General features: G+C 44.9%; 19 protein-coding genes. 10 read left to right on the top strand and 9 right to left on the bottom strand.

Translation table 11 applies throughout. The features are described 5' to 3' along the window. The first annotated feature begins 8 nt into the window (after nt 1-8). From NDJ01_RS22090 to yegS, 8 genes are all read left to right on the top strand, one after another. The gene (locus NDJ01_RS22090; protein ID WP_132937204.1) at nt 9-971 is read left to right on the top strand and encodes a DUF58 domain-containing protein; all 963 of its coding nucleotides are present in this window, start codon (nt 9-11) and stop codon (nt 969-971) included. Beyond that, nucleotides 972-1,550, top strand: coding sequence for a DUF4381 domain-containing protein (locus NDJ01_RS22095; RefSeq protein ID WP_054729304.1), 579 nt, complete (start codon nt 972-974; stop codon nt 1,548-1,550). Beyond that, nucleotides 1,543-2,613 (top strand): VWA domain-containing protein, encoded by a 1,071-nt coding sequence (locus NDJ01_RS22100; protein ID WP_171342901.1) that lies wholly within the window; start codon nt 1,543-1,545, stop codon nt 2,611-2,613. Before NDJ01_RS22095 ends, NDJ01_RS22100 begins: the two co-directional genes overlap by 8 nt. After that, nucleotides 2,606-4,336: a VWA domain-containing protein gene (locus NDJ01_RS22105; protein ID WP_258587353.1), complete on the top strand. Its 1,731-nt coding sequence runs from the start codon at nt 2,606-2,608 to the stop codon at nt 4,334-4,336. Before NDJ01_RS22100 ends, NDJ01_RS22105 begins: the two co-directional genes overlap by 8 nt. Further along, nucleotides 4,333-5,649, top strand: a complete 1,317-nt coding sequence (locus NDJ01_RS22110; RefSeq protein WP_258587354.1) for a BatD family protein — start codon at nt 4,333-4,335, stop codon at nt 5,647-5,649. Before NDJ01_RS22105 ends, NDJ01_RS22110 begins: the two co-directional genes overlap by 4 nt. A gap of 49 nt (nt 5,650-5,698) precedes the next feature. After that, nucleotides 5,699-6,124: a bifunctional diaminohydroxyphosphoribosylaminopyrimidine deaminase/5-amino-6-(5-phosphoribosylamino)uracil reductase RibD gene (locus NDJ01_RS22115; protein WP_170892613.1), complete on the top strand. Its 426-nt coding sequence runs from the start codon at nt 5,699-5,701 to the stop codon at nt 6,122-6,124. Between the two features lie 173 nt (nt 6,125-6,297). Next, nucleotides 6,298-7,203 (top strand): LysR family transcriptional regulator, encoded by a 906-nt coding sequence (locus NDJ01_RS22120; RefSeq protein WP_258587355.1) that lies wholly within the window; start codon nt 6,298-6,300, stop codon nt 7,201-7,203. 8 nt (nt 7,204-7,211) lie between these two features. Continuing rightward, on the top strand, nt 7,212-8,114 hold the full coding sequence (gene yegS / locus NDJ01_RS22125; protein ID WP_134645607.1) for a lipid kinase YegS: 903 nt from the start codon (nt 7,212-7,214) through the stop codon (nt 8,112-8,114). Between the two features lie 77 nt (nt 8,115-8,191). Here yegS and NDJ01_RS22130 read toward each other — a convergent pair whose 3' ends face one another. The 4 genes from NDJ01_RS22130 to NDJ01_RS22145 form a co-directional block, all read right to left on the bottom strand. Then, nucleotides 8,192-8,527 carry a NirD/YgiW/YdeI family stress tolerance protein gene (locus tag NDJ01_RS22130; RefSeq protein WP_139061038.1) on the bottom strand — a complete coding sequence of 112 codons (336 nt, stop codon included), beginning with the start codon at nt 8,525-8,527 and terminating at the stop codon, nt 8,192-8,194. Between the two features lie 15 nt (nt 8,528-8,542). Next, nucleotides 8,543-9,190, bottom strand: coding sequence for an AcfA family outer membrane beta-barrel protein (locus NDJ01_RS22135; protein ID WP_258587356.1), 648 nt, complete (start codon nt 9,188-9,190; stop codon nt 8,543-8,545). 165 nt (nt 9,191-9,355) lie between these two features. Further along, nucleotides 9,356-10,969: a VRR-NUC domain-containing protein gene (locus NDJ01_RS22140; protein WP_258587357.1), complete on the bottom strand. Its 1,614-nt coding sequence runs from the start codon at nt 10,967-10,969 to the stop codon at nt 9,356-9,358. A gap of 67 nt (nt 10,970-11,036) precedes the next feature. After that, complete coding sequence (locus tag NDJ01_RS22145; RefSeq protein WP_031780690.1) at nt 11,037-12,269, bottom strand: OFA family MFS transporter; 1,233 nt, start codon at nt 12,267-12,269, stop codon at nt 11,037-11,039. Nucleotides 12,270-12,845: 576 nt separating this feature from the next. On the opposite strand from NDJ01_RS22145, the gene NDJ01_RS22150 reads away from it, so the two are divergent. Then, the gene (locus tag NDJ01_RS22150) at nt 12,846-13,202 is read left to right on the top strand and encodes a hypothetical protein (protein ID WP_005398137.1); all 357 of its coding nucleotides are present in this window, start codon (nt 12,846-12,848) and stop codon (nt 13,200-13,202) included. A gap of 68 nt (nt 13,203-13,270) precedes the next feature. On the opposite strand, the gene NDJ01_RS22155 is transcribed toward NDJ01_RS22150, so the two are convergent. From NDJ01_RS22155 to NDJ01_RS22170, 4 genes are all read right to left on the bottom strand, one after another. Continuing rightward, nucleotides 13,271-15,160 (bottom strand): M48 family metallopeptidase, encoded by a 1,890-nt coding sequence (locus tag NDJ01_RS22155; protein WP_258587358.1) that lies wholly within the window; start codon nt 15,158-15,160, stop codon nt 13,271-13,273. Beyond that, complete coding sequence (locus NDJ01_RS22160; RefSeq protein WP_005398201.1) at nt 15,160-15,750, bottom strand: LemA family protein; 591 nt, start codon at nt 15,748-15,750, stop codon at nt 15,160-15,162. Before NDJ01_RS22160 ends, NDJ01_RS22155 begins: the two co-directional genes overlap by 1 nt. A 226-nt stretch (nt 15,751-15,976) precedes the next feature. After that, nucleotides 15,977-17,344, bottom strand: coding sequence for an anaerobic C4-dicarboxylate transporter DcuC (dcuC, locus tag NDJ01_RS22165; RefSeq protein WP_065645920.1), 1,368 nt, complete (start codon nt 17,342-17,344; stop codon nt 15,977-15,979). A 355-nt stretch (nt 17,345-17,699) separates the two neighbouring features. Then, complete coding sequence (locus NDJ01_RS22170) at nt 17,700-18,824, bottom strand: fatty acid desaturase (RefSeq protein WP_005398197.1); 1,125 nt, start codon at nt 18,822-18,824, stop codon at nt 17,700-17,702. 272 nt (nt 18,825-19,096) lie between these two features. Between NDJ01_RS22170 and NDJ01_RS22175 the strand changes: the two genes are divergently transcribed. Continuing rightward, nucleotides 19,097-19,645, top strand: coding sequence for a GNAT family N-acetyltransferase (locus tag NDJ01_RS22175; protein WP_005398196.1), 549 nt, complete (start codon nt 19,097-19,099; stop codon nt 19,643-19,645). A gap of 87 nt (nt 19,646-19,732) precedes the next feature. Here the strand turns inward: NDJ01_RS22175 and NDJ01_RS22180 are convergent, their stop codons facing one another. Then, nucleotides 19,733-20,350 carry an HAD family phosphatase gene (locus tag NDJ01_RS22180; RefSeq protein ID WP_258587359.1) on the bottom strand — a complete coding sequence of 206 codons (618 nt, stop codon included), beginning with the start codon at nt 20,348-20,350 and terminating at the stop codon, nt 19,733-19,735. Between the last annotated feature and the right edge of the window lie 285 nt (nt 20,351-20,635).

Consider the following 20,635-nt stretch of genomic DNA (forward strand, 5'->3'; position numbering starts at 1 on the left):
GAGGCATTATGGCTAAGCCAACTCTTGCGCCAAAATCACAGGGGATGGATCCCCGTTTGTACTGCGATTACGCTCGTTTAGTACGTCTGCAAGCACAAGCAGAATCATTCAGTTTACTTCCTCACCTAAAGGCGGGTAGCGTACTCTCTGGCCGACACAATTCGTTGTTTCGCGGTCGTGGATTGAACTTCGAAGAGCTGCGCCATTACCAATTGGGTGACGATATTCGTAACCTTGATTGGAAAGTTACGATGCGTACGGGTAAGCCGCATGTACGCAGTTATACAGAAGAAAAAGATCGCAACGTAATCGTGTGTGTCGACCAGAGAAGCACAATGTTTTTTGCTTCGACGCAAGTAATGAAATCAGTTGTCGCGGCAGAGATCGCAGCGATGTGTGGGTGGCGAGTATTAAAAGATGGCGACCGAGTCGGTTTTGTCATCGCATCCCAGCAGGCGTTGTTTCACAGCAAGGCACAGCGTTCGCAAAACGATCTTCTGGCGCAACTTAAACGTCTCGCTAAAGCCAATCAATCGCTCAATGTGGACTCCCGCAATTCCGAAAAAGCAACGTTCAGTCAATGGATTGAGCTTATTAAACGCATGAAGCTCAAGCAATCCACTTTGATTTTTATCAGCGACTGGAGCGACTGCGAGGAGCACCATCTTGATCACCTTAAACAGCTACAACAGCACAACGATGTTCTTGCAGTGATGGTCAGTGACCCATTAGAACAAGCGCTACCAGACGATTTGGCAAAATCGAAATGGGTGGTTGGTGATGGGCAGTATCAACTCAATTTAGACAGCAAAGCAAAGGTAGAAGCTGCGAGCGCAAAGCTTGAGGCTCGAACTAGCTTACAGCGTCAATCACTCTCTCAACTTATGGCGATGAAACACCTTCCGCACATCGAACTCGATACGACAGGTGAGCACATTAAACAATTCCAAAAACTGGTAGGAGGGCGTTAAATGAGTGATCTTCCTACGCCTCCGAGTACCTACATACTCAGAGAGCTGCATGATGTGGCTGTACCACCCAGCGTGAGTTGGTACCCGCAAACTATTGGCTGGAAAATTTTAGCGGCGGTTGTGCTCATTGCATTGGTGTATGTCGTATATCGATTGGCTCGGCAATGGTGGCATAATCGTTACCGAAAAGAAGCTCTACTGGCGATTTCGCAAATCAAATCGAGCGACAAAGACATGCCAAAAGTATTGTTCTCTGTGCTTAAAGTAGTGCTGATTCATATTGATAGCCGCAACGCGAAATTGTTTGATACCGCCTTTCTGCGCAAGCTCGATGCGCTGTATCCGCAAACCGAAGATTCTCAAGCAAACTCGCAAATGGTTTTTAACGATGAGCTTTCAAAGTGCTGGCTACAAAGTATTGTTGACCCAAGCGTTACGCTAACCAACGAAGAGCGAGTAACGCTTATTGCTCGTGCGAAAAACTGGGTGAGTGAGCACCGTTGTGATGCTCAAAAAAGCGCGGCAAATAAATCACCACGATTGAAACGCAAAGCACATCAGGGAGGTCAACATGAATGATCTTCTTGCATCGATAACTGGTTTGTCTGGTTTTGAATTTGCTCACCCAATGTGGTTTCTGGTTTTGCCCTTGCCGTTGGTGGTGTACTACTTGGTGCCCGCATATCGCACTAAGCAAATGGCGATCAAAGTGCCGTTTTTTAGTCAGCTGGTGGAAGCGATTGGCGAGACGCCATCAGAAGGTGCAAGCCAGTTGACCCCGAGTTGGTGGCAGCGAGCAACGTTAATTCTTTCATGGCTTTTGGTGGTGTGTGCGATGGCAAAACCCACCGTGTTAGGCGAGCCTCAAGTTCGCGCGAGTTTAGGCCGCGATGTGATGGTGGTGGTGGATCTTTCGGGCTCCATGGCCGAGCCAGATTTCACCTCACGTACAGGCGAAAAAATTTCTCGTCTTGATGCGGCAAAAGAAGTGCTGTCGGAGTTTGTTCAGTCTCGTAAAGGTGACCGATTAGGCTTGGTGCTTTTTGGTGATGCTGCTTTCGTGCAAACGCCATTTACCGCAGACCAAAAAGTGTGGCTCGAACTGCTTAACCAAACCGATGTGGCAATGGCAGGGCAGAGTACCCATCTTGGTGATGCGATTGGCTTAGCGATTAAAGTTTTTGAGCAAAGCGATAAGTCGCGTAGTGCTTTAGAACAAGACCAAAACCGTGAAAAAGTCGCGATTGTATTAACCGATGGTAACGACACGGGCAGTTTTGTTGAACCGATTGATGCGGCGAAAGTTGCGAAAGCCAAAGGCGTGAGAGTACACGTCATTGCGATGGGCGATCCGGAAACGATAGGTGAAACCGCGTTGGATATGGACACGATTCATCGCATTGCGAAAGAATCCGGCGGTGAAGCGTTTGAAGCACTCAACCGTGATGAACTATCGGCTGCCTACGACGAAATTGGCAAACTGGAACCTCAACTTTACGAAAGCACTACATACCGCCCAAAACAAAGCCTTCATCATTACTTGATGGCGTTAGTGGTCATCATGCATTTGCTCGCGTTCAGCGTCGCAACACTCAAAAGAAGGGCTGTTACACGATCATCATTAGGAGAGAGCGATGTTTGATTCTCTTAGTTGGACGCAATTCTTTACGCAGTTTCATTTTATTCGACCACTGTGGTTACTGGCTTTGGTCCCCATGTTTTTCTTGGTGTGGTTACGCTGGCGAGAAGAAAGCAAGCCAAGCTGGAAGGATATTCTGCCCGAACATTTACGCAATGCTTTGACGATAGGTGAGCGAGGCTGGCGTAAGCAACTGCCGCTTAAGCTCTTGATGCTGATTGTGTTCATCGCCATTGTGATTTGTGCAGGCCCAACGTGGCAACGAGAATCTTCTCCCTTTGGCGAAGATAAAGCCTCTATGCTTGTGGTGCTTGATAACAGCGACTCGATGCTGCAAAAAGATCTCCCACCAAGCCGCCTTGAGCGTTCCAAACAGAAAATACGCGATTTGCTAGTCGCGCGAAAAGGCGGAAAAACGGGTTTAGTCGTATTTGCGGGCAGTGCTCATGTGGCGATGCCTGTGACTCAAGACAGCAAAGTATTTGACCCATTCTTGGCGGCTATTACGCCAGAAATCATGCCCGTGCAAGGTAAGCTTGCTGAAAAAGCCCTACCGTTAATTGATCAACAATTGCAAGGTCAACCAGGCTCCACCGTTTTGTTGGTGAGCGACGGCGTGAACCCGGCCACAATTAAGCAATACCAAGCGTATTTTGCAGGCAAACCTTATCAACTGTTAATTCTTGCTGCGGGGAATACAGACATCGTGAGTAACAACCCGATGGATTTGGATTCTCTGCAAAAACTGGCCAGCCAGACCAACGGTCGATTGGTGGAAGTGACGGTCGATAACAGTGATATCGAACAACTGAATCGATACGTTGAGCGCAATATGCAGCTTAATGGCGAATCTTCAATGCCTTGGAAAGACATGGGTTATCAACTGCTGTTCCCAATCGCGTTGATCATGATGCTGTGGTTTAGAAAAGGGTGGTTAGTGCAGTGGTGCGTGATTGCAATGGTGAGCGGTACACTGTTGATGCCGACCAGTGCAATGGCGGAGAACATTTCTGTGAAAGCCGAGCAGCCACAAGTTGTGCAAAAAGTGACGACCTTCGACAAGGTGGCGCAATGGTGGTGGGATTTGTGGCTGACGCCAGACCAACAAGGACAGCGTTTGTTCAACCAACAAGCGTATTTAGAAGCTGCAAAACACTTTGTCGATCCATTACGCAAAGGCACGGCGTACTACTACGCTAGCGAGTTTGAGCTCGCGCACAGTGCGTTTTTGGAAATGCAAAACGACCCGTCCGAAGAGGTTAGAGATTACGGTCTTTACAATGCGGCGAGCGCATTGGCGCGCCAGCGTGAATATTTGGCTGCTCGTGACTTGTTAAAATCCCTAGCCAGCAAGCCAACGTTGAGCGAGTCGTTAAGACCTGATGTTGAGCACAACTTGAAAGTGATTGCTGGCATCGTCGATGAGATAAATCAGATGAGTGAAAGTCAAGCCGGAACAGAGCAAGAGGCGTCAACCGAGCTAGGCGACAACCCTCAAACCGCAGAAGGAGCGGATGAACAAACGTCAGCAGAGTTGATGATTAAAGAGACGTTAAGCGCAGACGACATCTTAGGTAGCCAAGAATTAGCCGACAAGTGGCTAAAGCGAGTCGAAGCGGATCCGAAGTATTTCTTACGGGCTAAATTTCAAATTCAATTACGCTCGCCAACAACGGGTAGCTCAACTACGACAATGGAACACAATACAGAGGAGGCTGCCCAATGATGATGAGTGTCCATCGCGTTACCTCTTTTGCACTTCCTGCACGGATAGTAGCATGGTTAGTGGTTTGTTTGAGTCTGTTCGTAAGTCGTCACGTTTTCGCTCAGGACATTTACGATCTTCAACGCAATCATGGTGTTGAGTTGCAAGCGTGGGTTGGTCAACAACCAACGGCTGGAGAAAAGCGTAAAACGCCAAGTTTTAGTGTCAATGAGCAAGTCATTTTAACCATCGAAGTGGCAACGCCGCGCTGGTTTACGGGGGGGACGCGAATTGGCAGTATTGAAATGCCCAATGTTATCGCCAAACAGCGTAATCAGTTAGCCACTAACTTCACGGAGCACAAGGGCGGACAAACTTGGTCGCGTCAACGCTGGGAAGTGACTTTGTATCCACAAGCAACTGGTGATTTTGTGATTCCACCTGTCGCTGTGGGCGTTCAGGTGTCGGCGCCGGACGGCGAGAAGGTGTCAGGCACACTTTACACGCAGCCGATTAAGTTCAAAACTGTCTTGCCATCGGGATTGTTGAGCGGTGATACGCCTTGGTTTTCTGCAACGCACGTAGACGTAACACAAGAGTGGGAAACCTCCACTGAGTCACTCAAAGCTGGGGATGCAATCACGCGTAAAATCACTATTTCAGCTCAAGATTCGCTATCTGTGTTGCTACCAGACTTGTTGAAAGGAGAATCAACAACCCGTTACCAAGCGTATCCTCAACCCCACCGTCTGACAGATACGCAAACACGTGGTGATTACCAGTCAACACGCACAGAAGAGAGCGTGTACGTGATTCAACAAGGTGGTGAATTAACCCTGCCAGATTATGAGTTCCGTTGGTGGAACAGTAAGACTCAGCAAGTGGAAACGGTGGTGTTAGAGGGCAAAACATTTGCCGCGAAGCACACGTTGAAATCCTTCATCAAAACGTACTTTGCATGGATTGTATCCACGCTTGTATTGCTGGGTTTTGTGATTATTTCATTGGTAGCCATTAAGCGTTACTACCGCAACAGACCGACACCAGCATGGTTGACGTTCCACCGTCTGTTAAAGACTAAACGTTGGTCTGAAGCAAGGACCGTATTGTACAAACAATTGCGTTTAAATACGGCAGAGCTGGAAATGACCAAAGCCGATACGAGTGAATCGTGGCAAAAAAGTGCGTCGCGAATGCAAAATGGTGAAAATAGCGCTCATTTAATGAAGTCGATGTGGCGCAAGATCCAGACCAAACAACAACGCTTTAAATTCCGTATACCGCGAGCGTTACCAGAACTGGACAAAGTCATTGGAAGAGATGGCAATGAATAAAACGGGGCGCTAATATAGCGCCCCGTTTTTATTAGAGAATAGAGTTCAAATGAGCCAAGAGTTTATGCGCCGCGCATTGGAATTGTCCAAAAATGCGCTTCCTGAATGTCAACCCAACCCGCCGGTTGGCTGCGTGTTAGTGAAAGACAATCAAATCGTTTCAGAAGGTCATACTCAAGCTATTGGTGGCAACCACGCGGAAGTAGAAGCGCTGAATGCATATCAAGGCTCGTTAGAAGCGGTGACGGCATACGTTACGCTCGAACCGTGTTCGTTTGTAGGTCGCACGCCAGCTTGCGCGGTGACATTAGTAAAATCCGGTATTGGCAAAGTCGTCGTAGCCATGTTGGATCCAGATCCGCGCAACAGTGGTCGAGGTATCGAGATTCTAAAACAAGCCGGTATTGAGGTAGAAATTGGTTTATGCGGCGAGGAAGTCAGCGAGTTTCTTACCCCATATTTAGGCAAATCTTAATGTAAGTATTGGCTTGCACGTTAGCTACTCACTTACGCGGTGAGTGGAGTACGTCAAAATTGAGTTAAAACTCATTAAAACAGGTCGTACCGCCCATTTCTTGTACTTGGCTACGTTAACTATCATGCTGTTAGATTAAAATAGAAAAAGTGATTTTCGAAAAATTTAATAGCATGAAACCGACCGATCTTAATCTCATCCCCATCTTTATTGCCATTTATGAAGAGGGGAACTTATCTAAAGCGGCAGCACGTCTCAGTATCACGCAGCCCGCAGTCAGCAAAGCGTTGGCACGCCTTCGTGATATTTATGACGAACCTTTATTTCATCGCTGTACCAAGGGGGTAGAACCTACCTCTTTTGCTATGGATATTTACCCTGCGTTGCTTACTTCGGTGCAAAACTTTACTTCAACTCTGGCGGCTTCTAGCGAATTTGCCCCTAAAGTATCGAATCGAGTGTTTTCCATTGCTTGTGTCTCTGTTGCAAGTTTTGAGTTGCTCCCTCAAGTTATGAAACAGATCCGTGAGTTGGCACCACATATTGCTTTAGAGGTTCATCCACTCTTTACAGAAGATTTTGAAAGCGATCTGCGTTTGCAACGTTACGACTTGATCATTGATATCGCGCCAAGAGCACGAACAGTTTTAAAAGTTGAAACTGTGCTTACTGAGCGCTTGGTGGTGGTGTGTAGCGAGGAGCACCCACGCTTAAAGAACGAGATTACGGCTGAACAATTTTTTGAAGAAGAACATGTGGTGGTTTCGCAGTGGCAGAGTCGTAAGAGCTTGTTAAACGCCGATGATATTGTCGACTTGGACAAAAGAAAGATAAAGTATCGAGCTTCTGGCGTGTTGGAAATGCTACCTGTTATCTTTGGTAGTGAATATATTGGTTTAATGCCCGAGTCGATGATCAACTTGTTCAGCAACACCTATCATGTTAAATCTTTATCTATGCCATTTGATGAACAAACCTATGAGCTCTGCACAATATGGCATCCTAGTCGGACAAACGACAGTGCTCATCAATGGTTGCGATCACAGATTAAACAAGCAGGGAAAGTCATCAACCAATAGGAAGTGCAATGAAGAAGACAATACGTGCCATCCTTAACGGCAAAAAAGCTGGGAACCCAGAGTTAAGAGATGCAATCATGAAAATGAGAGACAAGGGCGTCGATGTGCAAGTGCGAGTGACTTGGGAATCTCAAGACATGCCGCGCTTGGTGAAAGAAGCGGTTGATGAAGGGATTGAACGTATTGTTGTCGCTGGTGGCGATGGGACCGTCAATGAGGCGGCTTCTGCGATTATCCAAATTGAAGAAGAAAAACGCCCTGAGTTAGCCATTATCCCTCTTGGTACCGCAAATGATTTTGCCACCGCGATCCAAGTGCCAGCTTCTATCAAGGCTTCTTTATCTCTCGCCGTAGAAGGGCAGTCTGCTTTGGTCGATTGTGTCAAGGCTAACGATCGCTACTTTATTAACGTGGCAACAGCAGGGTTTGGCGCAGAAGTTACGGCAGAAACGCCTGTTGAACTTAAAAACTTTCTTGGTGGCGGCGCTTATACACTAACTGGTGTTGTAAAAGCGCTCGGCTTTAAACCTTATGACGGAACAATAACAATTGAAGGCGGGGCTTATCAGGGAGAAATGTTGCTTGGCGCTTTCTGCAATGGCCGCTTAGCTGGAGGTGGACAAGAGTTAGCGTCGAAGGCGATGATTAATGATGGCTTGATGGATCTAACATTGGTGCGTCCATTCTTGCCTCATGAGCTGCCAAAAGTTATCGAAGAGATCAATAATCCTAGCGAGAAAGGTGAGTTTGTAAAACACACAAGAGCAAGCTGGTTGGAGATAGACTTCCCAAATCCACTACCGCTCAATTTAGATGGCGAACCATATCATTCGAGAACAATACGGTTTGATGTTCAGTCTAAGAGTATACGATTAGTCTTGCCGGAAGATTGTCCTTGCTTGGTCAGCTAAACTAGTAGTTTCACGGCCCATAAACAACACAGCCTCCAATATGTGGCTGTGTTGTTTGTGTTGAGGTGTCAGGCGAATTAAAGCTTTTGAATGGTCTCTACGTCGATCTGCTTGGTTGTCCACTCTGAGTCAACTTCGCCTCGAATCGTCACTTTATCGTTTGGACCAACGTCTAGCCCCATCCAATCTTCATTGTCGATTTCCACTTCGATTTCACCAGTCTCATCTTTGAACAAGTAAGTCTCGTTACCAAGAGATTGAACAATGTGCCCGGTTAACATGACTGCGCTGTCGTCGGTTGCGTTGTGCGCCTCTTTCACCGAATTAATTACGCCTATTTCTGGACCATTAAACGCGGCGAAAGCTGAGCTTGAAAGTAGGGCAAACATGGATGCTAAAATCATTTTTTTCATTATCGTCCCCTTAAATTAGAAGTAGTAAGTTGTGCCTACGTTAAAGGATGCAGTGTTCGCGTATCGGTCTAGTTGATATTTTGCGTTTGCACCTATGGTGAGCTGCGGGAAAATTCTGTATTCCGCACCCACTGAGAACATTGCGCCTAGCTCGTTGTTTTTCTCTGTGTTGTGGAAAAGCGTGTTGTTCATTTCCACATCGTCGTTCGCGACAAGCTCGTATTCTTGATGTTTCGAAACTTTGGTGTCGTATTGCGTGTACGTTAGACCCGCTTTGAATTTTGTTGTCCATTTGTCATTTAATGCATAGTTAAACACAGGTGCCAACGACACTTGCTTGGCTTTGATTGACGTATCCCAATCCATTTCATGATGGTAATCTTTGCCATCAATTTGTTTGATACCAAGGTTCTTTGAACGATTATCATCAAGGTCAAATTGGCTGTAGCCCAACTCTAGCGCCCAGTTGTCATTGAACGCGTAACCGATAAAACCTGAGAAAATACCGTCTTCAAGCTCAGGGTTGAGTGTTACGTTGTCAGTTGAAAAGTGAGGTTCCAAATCATGGTCAGTGGTGCCTAGTCCATATTCCAGACCTACATAAGGAGCCGCAGATACCGAAACTGAGCAGGTAACAAGTAACGCAAGAAGTGTTTTGTTCATTTTATTTTGCCTCTTCAAATCAACTTAGTGAGTAGAAGCGCATTTTGTGTGAAGAAGCGTGAAGCGATCGTGAAGAAACGAAAAAATGTTTAGAAAAAAGAGCAAGGGGCGATAACCGAGGGGCGGTTTGAGTGAACAAACACCAAGCTCTTTATATAGAGTAAGTTAAGTTGCTGCGACGTAACACACCGCAAACGGGACATTAAGGCGAGTAAACTCTTTGATCCAACGCCATTGGTTATCCTGGAGTTTATCGCCAGGGCCTTTCACTTCAATCCACTCGAACTCATTTTCTTTAAAAGCAATGAGATCCGGCATCCCATTGCGGTAAAGCTTAAGGTCGCTCAATTGTATTTTGAACAGAGCCATCAGCATATTGGTTGGGATAGTGTTGAGCGCTGTTTCGAGTAGCTCTTTACTTATTAAATTCCAATGTACAAATGGATTACTGATGCCAAACTTCTCATCGTATTTTGCCAATAACGTCTGGGTCTTGCCCGCTTCTAGTTCGGCAAAAGCGGTGTCTATCAAAGCTTGGCGCTTGGTAACAAAATCCGAGTGATATAAATCTAAAGGACGGTGTTGATAAGCGTTAATGAATGCCCCTTCAATAGGAGCAAAAATCGCATCCCAGAATGTAAGCCCCAGTAGCGAGTTGAGCAACGCATTTTCAGCGTAAAACACATTCCAGCCTAAGGACTCAAAATACGCTTTACTGGCAAGCTCGACTCGTTGTTGAGATAAATCCAGTTCAATATGGTATTCGGAGCAGAGTGGCTTCACTACTCTTGGTACTTTCGCGCCTTGTTTTCGCTTCAACCGTTGCTCAAGTTTTTGTGCGACTTCGAGCTCAGACACATCAATTGGCGACTGCAGCATCTCTGTGACAATGTCACTAAATAAATCATCATGGTTCAGTTTGTCATAGATACGTGCACGTCGTTCTCGGCTCGGAGTGAGCTGAGTTTGGCTAAATAGAGATAGGGCGGTCTCTAGCTCATTAATACGCTCATAGTCTCGCGCAATGTCATTCAACATGTGTTCGCGTTTACGATCTACGTAATGGTGACTAACTGGATGAGGCATTGCCTCAATTAATAAGTCGAGGTTCGCTTTGTCTTTTCGATCAAATTGCCAGTACAGGTTGGCTAGTTGGCTCAGTTCAATTAAGCGGTCTATTTGCTCACGTGAATCAAAGAAACGGCGCACTTTACTCAATTGGTATTGCTCGAACTGATGTAGACCTAAGTCATCAAGCACGAACTGACTTAAGTCTTGATGGGTGTTGGCAAAAAATAGGGTGAGTAAAACGTCGATCATGTGGGCGGAATTGAGTTTGATGATCGTAAACTCAAGCTGCTCAAAACGATCAAATTCCGTGTTGCTTAAACGCTCTACAAGGGCATCTTTCTTTAATGACTTCGGTAGCTCTGGGTAAAGTGCAGAGATCTCCGGTTTCGTCAGTAAGTTAGACGCTAACTCTTGATGAGAGAGTGTTGGGGAAAGGGCCACAAACTCATGTTGACTCAATTCTGCCAGTGCTTCATTGATAGAAGGTATTTCTTGATAACTCAGCTTATCACTTCGAAACCAACACCCTTTTCGGCTGTATAAACGCACCAATAGGCATTGGGCGTGTTTGCTCAAGGAATCAAACGAGCAAAGCCAAGCGTGTTCTTCCTCGGTCAGTAAATCGCTGTACCAGGTTACTGTGTGGTGAGTCAGCTTAAAGAAGTTTTCTAGATAGTAGTCTGGTGCAAGTTCGATAGGGCTTTCCATAAACGACCGATAACAAAAAAGGCTTAACCCATAGGTTAAGCCTTTTCGCTATCAAATCAATTCGCAATTATGCGTTTTTTAGCTGCGCTACTTTCGCTTCAGACAGTGGCTTAGTGATGAACGCAAGTACGATACATACTGCCATCATTGCTGAAGAAATAGTGTAAGCCAAGGTGTAGCCTTCGCCGTTCGTCATAGAGAAGCCAACAACTGCTGCGCCGATTGCACCACCGATACCCCATGCAGTGTAAAGCACACCGTAGTTAGTACCGTAGTTTTTCAAACCGTAGAACTCGGCCGTTAGAGTAGGGAATACCGCTAGAAGTGTACCGTAACCTACCGCTGCGATCGCAGTACCAATGATCAGAGTGAACTCAGAGTCGAACGTTGCGAACAGCACCATGTTTACGCCTTGTAAGACGAACGCAAGTAGAAGCGTACGAACACCGCCGATTTTATCTGCAAGCATACCCGCAGCAACACGGCCGCCTGAGTTAAATACAGCAAGAATAGACGCTAGGTAAACGGCGTTTGGTAAGTTTGCTTGAACGCTTGCGATTGTCGTGATGTTACCGATGATCATTAGACCAACAGAAGCTGCGAACGCGTACATGATCCATAGAGAGTAGAACTGTGGCGTTTTCAACATTGCTTTCCAAGTTAGGTCATCTGACTTTTTCACCGCTTTAGGTGCTTGGCCTTCTTTTACTTTCGGCTCAGCAGGTGTGTAGTCTGCTGGTGGGTTGTTGATGGTTGCTGCAAGAGGAACTGCAATTGCTAGGATACCAACACCAAGAACCATAAAGCTCGTTTGAATGCCCATGCTGTCGATCAATGATGATGTTACTGGTGCTAGGTAGATAGCCGCTAGACCGAAACCAGCCGCAATAATGCCGTTAACCATGCCTTTCTTCGAAGCGTGGAACCATTTCATTGCAGAAGGTGATAGGCATGCGTAGCCAAAACCGATACCTGCACCTGTGATCACACCGAAGGTAATGTTCAGCATGAGTGGAGTGTCAACAAAGCCAGACGCGATCATGCCTAGACCTGTAAGAACAGTACCTAGGATAAGGATCATACGTGGACCCATGCGGTCTTGAAGAATACCTGCAACAAGAAGACAGATAGAGAAAGTGATGGTTGCAGTTGCATAAGGTGCAGAAGCTTCTGCAGCACTCCAGCCTGATTCAGTTACCAGTGCCTTGTTGAATACACTCCAAGCATACAGGATGCCAAGACAAAGGTTGATACAGAACCCTGCTAACAGGATGCGCATAGCTTTATCAATCTTGCTCATTTTAATTCTCAGTTTTTCCTCTTGTTGGCAATGCCGCAAAGAGGGTTGGTTTAAAGATGTTTTTTCTCAAAATTAGTTTGCGTTTTTCAACGATTAACGTAATGAGCGCGGATTATAACCAATAAATATGTGATTGGAATCTCTTTTTGCCGTTACTGATAAAATAATTTGAAACATTAAAAGCGGATGTGAATTCATGGTTTTGTATGTGGTTGGAGTGTTATCAAAAAGTGATGGTTTTGTTGTAAGGAACGAGGAACTAGTCAAAACAGAGAATTCAGTGCGCAGTTGAGTGCACAGCTCACATTTCATATAAAAAATTTCAAAATGTTACCGTGTTAACTCCCTGTAACAAAAATGACTGAAATATCGTCTTATCGCCGTAAGTATTGGATGTAAAGGGTTTCTTAAATTTAAATTGTTAACCTTTTGTAATAACTAGAGCTGATTAGGTTTTTTGTGCATTAAGTGAACAAAAAAGTCACTTGTAATTGCAGATTATAGGAGCAGAATATAGCGAAAAATGAGATTTCATTTATGAAGGGATGCTTTTTTAGACTTGTTGTGAGGTGACTTATGAAACTGTTCCTATTACTCATGGCTTCGGTATCTGCTGGTGTCGCATCTGCAGATCACATCCATTCATTTATGTTGGGTCTATCTATTGCTTCTCTAGCGGTAGGGAGCTGTTATTTCTTTGCATTCCGTAGCTCGCGCTTTCCACAGCTTGCTTTATTCTTACTAATTTGCGGCATGCTTTCTAAGTTGACGATAACGGTTGTTGGTGTGATGTGGGGAATGTCGGCTGAATTAATTACATCTCCAATCGTATTCGCACTTTCGTATTTATTCTTCTCTCTCGCCGTGACCTACTTATGGTTTAGTTATCGAGAGAGTATCACTAAGATCCCTGATCGATTTAAGTCAGCGTAAATCGTCAAATCAGAAAACATAATGAAAAAACGCCAGCAAAAGTGCTGGCGTTTTTGTTTAAAGCAAAGTCAGTTAGCTTGTTGTGTTTGGCTCGGTAGGGTTTGTCCTGTATTGACTGATACTGTTAGTGGCGGCTCTGGAACTTCTAAGAAGCAGGCGATTACTCTATAGAGTTCTCCTTCCGCAACGGTAACCTTTCCATCCGATTCAATCGCTAATCGACACGCTTTTACGAACAAGCGACGACTTTTCGGTTTGAGCTGCAGTAGGAGCTCTAAAGCGGCGCGATTTAGGCCCCAGTTCTTATTTGCGGGTTGTAACTCTGCATCATTAAAGCCCAAACAAGTTAGGGCGCTGCTAAATGCACGTTGAGCGTCTTCCGGTTGAGAGTGACTAACCCAAGCCAATTCGCGCAGTAGCCAAAACACACTCTCTTTTAATTGCTTTAAAGACTGGATCTGTTTTGTACATCCATACGATTCGAGTAGTTGTTTCTCCAATAAGTTGATGACACACCATTCTGCGAGTGAGTAGTGGTCATCAGTTTGAGAGAGTTCACGTAGCACCTGGCACAGTCTGTTTTTCTGACCCTCACTCAGCGATTTCAAGGCAGGGATGGAGAGTTCGAGTAATGGAAAGCGTAGATGAAGAGGCAAATCATAATCTAGCCATGGTAATAATTGTGCTTGAGACACATTTGGGATATGACTTTTTATCATCTCTCGCTGGAGTTCACTGCCATCAAATATCAAGGCAAAAGCAATAAAGCGCGCACTATATGGTTCACGAGCGATGTCGACAAGTTCGGAAGGAAGTTGGTTAAGTAGTTGTTGACCTACTTCGCTGAGTTCTGCAGTGGTTGGTTTCTCCGGTTGTGTCGATGTCCCTGATGTGAATCCACTAACGTTATCATTCTCAAAGCTTGTCGTTGGACGATGCGAACTTTGAGAAAAACTTCCATCCCAACCAGGTTCAATTCGGCGAATCCGTTCTTCTAGTGGAGGGTGAGTCGCAAATAGGCCAGAAAAGCCGGAGAGTTTGCTTTGACCAAACATCATATGGCTCATCTCATCGCTTGCTTTTGTATTCAATGAAGAACCCGCCATATGACTACCAATTTTCTTGAGTGCACCAGCAATGCCTTGATCGTTTCGAGTAAATTGAACGGCACTGGCATCAGCGAGAAATTCACGTTGACGAGAGATTGCGGCTTTGATCATCGAGCCAAACAAGGTGCCAATCCAGCCCAGAACCAAACAGATAATCGCAATCAGCATGATAACCGCAAAGCCTTTATCGGAATCGGAAGAACTTCTTGATACGCGACTCGTATGATGAGTGTTATCTAAGACCAAGTGTCCAAAATGTGCAATGCAAGTGATGCCAAACAGTACGCCGATAAGACGCGTATTCAAACGCATATCTCCGTTTAAGATATGGCTGAATTCATGAGCAATGACACCTTGTAGTTCATCTCGCGTGAAGCTATCCAGTGCGCCTTGTGTGACGCCGATGACGGCATCATCAATGCTCATTCCTGCTGCGAAAGCATTGATACCGCGCTCTTCCTGCATCACATAGACGGGAGGAACCGGAATACCAGATGCAATTGCCATCTCTTCCACAACGTTGAGCAGTTGTCTATGTTTTGCATCTAAGGTGTTTGAGGAAATCAGCTTGCCGCCTATGCTCTCAGCAACACCTCGGCCTCCATTGGAGGTGAGGGCGGATAAGCGAACCGTTGAACTTATCGCAACAACCAGCAATACACCGGCAAAGCACAACAAGACGTAGGTAAGTGCGGTTTCTTGATCAAAGTGTTCGCCTGTTACTCCGTAATAGATACCAATCGATAATACGCTTACCAAACCAGTGATGGTGACAACTGCTAAGGAAAACAGGAACACCAAAAGCCCAGTGCGTTGACGCGCGGTATCTTGATGGTCAAAGAAATCCATTAGAACTCAACCTTCGGGGCCGCTTGTATTTCAGCACTGTCAGAAAACTCTAACAGTTTGCCATCTTGGAATCCGAATGCGTTGGAAAACAACACGGGCGGGAACGTTTGTTTGTATGTGTTGTAGCTGGTTACCGCATCATTAAATGCTTGGCGAGCAAACGCAACTTTGTTCTCAGTGCTGGTTAATTCTTCTTGAAGCTGACTCATGGTTTCATTCGCTTTAAGCTCAGGGTAGGCTTCCACTACAACATTAAGTTTGCCCAACGCACTTTGCAGCATGCCTTCTGCTTGGTTTAGTTGGCTAATTGCCGCATCACTACCAGGTGCGTCACTGGCTGCTTTCAGGCCAGCAATTGCTTGATTACGAGCTTGGATGACACGTTCAAATGTTTCTTTTTCGTGTTCCATATAGCCTTTTGCAGTATTAACTAAGTTCGGAATCAAATCGTATCGACGTTTTAATTGAACCTCTATTTGAGCGAAGCTGTTTTTGAAACGGTTTTGTAGAGTAACGAGCTTGTTGTAGATACTGACGGCGTACACCACAATGAGCAGGACAATAACGATAAAGACAATAAATGCAGTCATAATAAATCCCATTTTCTTAATGTATTCAGTTCTTATATAAACTGTTGAGATATTAAGCAAATGCTTCTGAAGAAGCGATGTAATAACCGAGAAATATGTCACGAGTTGAGTAACAATTAAAATGCATTTACAAAGCAATACAGAAAGAATAATGACACTGGAGAGATGAAAGAAATAGGCCCAGCTAGAAGCCGGGCCTTGTCGATAAGCAATATTGGCGATGCCGTTAGGCACTCATTGGAACAAGCACCATAGTACCAATTATAACTGTGATAAGACCAGCAAGAACCGGAATAGATGTACGTTTTACAACCTCAAACGGGCTGATGTTCGCCATACCGGATGTCGCAACGATTACGCCAGACACTGGTGAGATAGTACGACCTAGGTTTGATGCTTGAAGCATCGGGATAATTAGGAACGCTGGGTTTAGTCCCATTTTCGCAGCCAAAGATGGTGCCAACTCCACAAATGCATAGAAAGGTGCGTTACCAGACCCCGTTGCAATCGCTGCTGCAACTGTCAATGCAGTAAGGATAAGCATTAAAGCAACACCGCCTGCACCTGCATTGTCTGCAAGGTGAAGTAGGTTATCGATAGCGCCGATAGACATTAGACCTTGCGCAAAAACCCCCGCTGCAACCAAAAGCATCACAACGCCTTTGAACGCGTCAGCCATGCCAGCGTAACAAGAATCTAAATCTTCCAGTGATTTCTTACCATCAAACTTATTTACAACGTAATGGATCAGAGCGCCAAGGAAAATCGAACCGACCACAATAGTGTAAATGTCTAGGCTAAGTCCTGGAATGGTACGACCGTTGAATAGGAACACGCCGATGATAGGTAGAAATGGCAGTGCCGCATAAAACGCTGGTGCATCGGCTTTGATCTCTGATACGTCAATTTTTTCCATTGGCGTATTTTCTTTCTTATCTAAGTATTTGTTCCAGAAGAAAGCCGCGGCAGCCATCACGATGATTGCGCAAATAGAAACAGGCAACACTGTTTGTACCGCAAATACATCAAGCGCCAAGCCAGATTTTTCGGCGGCGATCACCACATCACCAGAGGTTGGAGAAAGAATGATTGCCGCAGGAGAGGCACAAACTGCAACCGCTGCTGGACGAGAGATCCCCATCGCGACCATCATTGGGAATAATGTCGCCATTAATAGTACGCCAAGGCCGGTTGCAGAACTTACTGCAAGAGACATCAAACACGCCACAATGTAAGCCGCTACCAAAAGGACATAAGGAGACTTGATAACAGAAAGCGGTTTAGAGAACTGTTTCACTACAACGTTATTCGCGCCGATGTGAGTCATATAGGAAGCGAAGCCACATAGCAACATGATTTGCATACCAAGGCCGCCGCCGCGGTATTGTAGCATGTATTTCACGTATTCTAGCGCGTCTGTCACCATGTTACCGGTTGAGGTGATTTTTGAGGGCAGCACGTCATGCCCCAATACGCCAGTCATAAGAAGTAAAGCAATACCAGCCGTCAGTAACACGCCCGCTGCTTTATAGCCTTTGACGATAAAGTAACCCACAGCAATGGTGACAACTAAGCCAATTAAGAGCTCTAACATAGGGATCTCCGAATGTTATGAAAAAAAGAAAGAAACTGTTTCAGTTTATGACAAGGAATTTACAGAATTCTTAACTGTGGCACGAGACAAATATGGGGCTTGCATGATCTGAGACAAATAATAATTTAATAATTAATTTCGTTAGATTGTATTGTTGGAATTTGGTTTTCTAAGTGTTATGTGCTGGTTTGAAGCTGTTTGCAGGAAGGAAAATATGACCAGAAATTTGAATAAATAGTGAGGGAATTGATTCAAAATGAGAAAAAGAAACAACTCAGTGAGTTGGAAGAGGGTAATAATCCTTGCAACAAAAAAGCTTCGCCGAAGCGAAGCTAAATCGTAAGGATGGGTTAAGTTAAGCGTATCGGCGCACCATGAGGTTCCAACTGCGTTGTTGCCGCTCGAACTCCGCTTTGATTTGCTGATACTTTATCTTGGTCACAGAGCACTCGTATTTTTTTACTACACTGGCTGTTTTTGCACCGAGTACTTCCTTGCGCATCTCATAATATTCCTGCATGTGATGAACTAGCGCATCAAACTCGTGTTGTAACTGATCGAGAATCGTCTGCGTATTCGGTTTTGCTCCCAGTTTTTCTTTTGCTTTCTTCAAGAGTTGAGTTGCGCGAGCTTTTTCAATTCTAAATGTAGGCGTTGTGCGTAATTTAGATGTCAGTCCTAGCCAAGAGCATGACTTAATCAACCACTTGGTCGGGTCGTAATGCCACCAATAGACACCATTACGATAGTCATTCTCGAAGATATGATGGAAATTGTGGTAGCCCTCACCAAATGTGAAAAAGGCTAACACGCCGTTGTCGCGAGCGGTGTTTTTGTCCGTGAAAGTCTGTTTTCCCCAAACATGCGCAAGTGAGTTAATGAAAAAGGTCGTGTGGTGGCTCATAAAGAGTCGAGCGGCACCAACTACTAATAACATACCCCAAATATCGCCGTAGATAATTCCAAGAGCGACCGGAAAGCCAATATTGGTGAGTAGAGCAAGTGGAACATAGTACTTATGTTGCCACATGACGATTTTGTCACGTTTTAAATCGCGGCAGTTGGTGTATTCGTTTTCCTGCGATTTGTTGTAGTCGCGTAACATCCAGCCAATGTGAGAATACCAAAAGCCACGTTTCGCTGAGTAAGGATCTTTGTCGTTATTGTCGACATGCTTGTGGTGTACACGATGATCAGAAGACCAGTGTAATGCACTATTTTGCAAAGAAAATGCTCCTCCAATCGCAAAAATAGCACGTAAAATTGGATGAGCTTCGTATGTTTTGTGGCTCCAGAGTCGGTGATAGCCTGCTGTAATAGAAAGATTCGTAAAACTGAATGCCATCACTCCCCAAACTAGATGCTCCCAACCCAGTCCAAAATGATATGCATACCAAGGCATTACAATAAAAGTCAGAACAAAACTGGAAGAAAATATCAATGTATTCAACCAGATAATGGGTGGTTTGTTTTGAGTCACAGGTGTATTCCTAACTTTGAGCTAACAACTGTTCGCCAGAATATCAGCGTACACGTGTAAGTCAAATTAAAGTTAGACAAATGTGACTGTTCCTTTGGATGTACATTAAGGAACTTGATGGGATATTTTGCTTTTAATTGAATAATGAGTAGTATTAAAAAATGAGCTCTGGCTTAAGGTGTATAAAATCTGCCAAGAAACAAGTGTTATAAAGGTGGAATATGCCGAGACTCTATAAAGAAGTAAAAAATGTAAGAAAATAGGAATACGTAATGGATTTACGATTAGCGGAATATAAGGACTACGAGCGCATTGCGCATCTTCATGCGGATAGTTGGAAGCGTCATTACCGTGGCATTCTTAGTGATAACTATCTTGATAAAGAGGCGATTGACGACAAACTACTGATCTGGCAAACCCGTCTGACCAACCCACCATTCAACCAGCACATTGTCTTGGCGGAAGAGGGTGGTTTGTTGCTCGGCTTCGTTTGTGTGTTTGGCAACCATGATTTCGAGCGTGGAACCTTTATTGACGCACTGCATGTTGATGACAGCTACCGCGGTCGTGGTATTGGCAAGCAGCTATTACTTGCTGTCGCAGAATGGCAGCAACAGTACTTTAAAGACACTGGTCTTTATCTAGAAGTCGTATCACAAAACATTTCTGCAATTGAATTCTACCGCCATATTGGAGGTCAAGAATGTCAAGAGCGAACTTGGCGTGCGCCAGGTGGTACAGAAGTATTGGAGAAGGTATTCCGTTGGAAGAATGCTCAGTCATTAGTCAGTGGGATAGAAGAAAACGTTATTTACTCCTAGTCTGACGTTTTAGCTTAACAATAAGAGCAGCATCAACGCTGCTCTTTTTTGTGCCTGTACCTAAAGTATTGTGTTTCAGTGGGCGACTCAAAAGCAAAGCCCCATGGCTTTTAGCTCTGACTCGCATTGCTGAGCATTTTCAAATTGAATTGCTTCCATGCCTACCGCTCGGGCCCCTTCGACGTTGTATGGCATATCATCAAGAAATACCGTTTCCTCGGCCTGAAGCTGATATGTTGAAAGTAGGGCTTGGTAGATCTCAGCTTGTGGCTTTAGTAACTGCACTTCAGAAGAGATGATTGTACCGTCAAACAGCGGCCAGAATTCATAGGTAGCACGAAGATGCTCAACAATTTCGTTGACGTTGTCTGTGAGCGCATAAACGCGATATCCTGCACTTTTTATTCTTTTTAGCAGTTCGACACTGCCGTAAAGTAATATTTGTGTATGTTTTACGTAGTAAAAAAAGCGGTCCATTTCTTCCGCTGTCACTTTGTGCTCACGTTGATAGCACAGTTTGGCTTCCTCTTCGGAAATGATTCCTTTGTTTAAGTCTTTCCAGATTTGTGATGAAAACAGCAACTGGGCCATTTTTTCCGCTTCTACTGAGTGACCAAATGTTAAGCGAACAATCTCTACCGGAGACCAGCGTACTAATACATTTCCCACATCAAAAATTACGCTTTTTATTTGTAAAGGTTCCATAACACACTCCAAGCCAATTGTTCATCACCGCGTTACATCCACAGTGAATGCTGTCGTTAAATCTTTGGAAGTTCGAGCCAAAGGCGCTGTTTAAACGTCTCGAACGTATATGAGATTAACATCCCTTAGGATACAACGCGATTATCGCAAAATTACACTAAACTATATGCAACTTCATTTATTTGGTTGTAAATCAAGTGTCGCTATCTTAAAAGATTGAAATTAAAGACAAGCGCCGCGAAATATTTGCGCCATTTCGCGCTGCTTATAAGCGTTAAGTAATAT

The organism is Vibrio sp. HS-50-1 (genome assembly GCF_024747315.1).
In the GTDB taxonomy this organism is placed as follows: Bacteria; Pseudomonadota; Gammaproteobacteria; order Enterobacterales; family Vibrionaceae; genus Vibrio; species Vibrio diabolicus.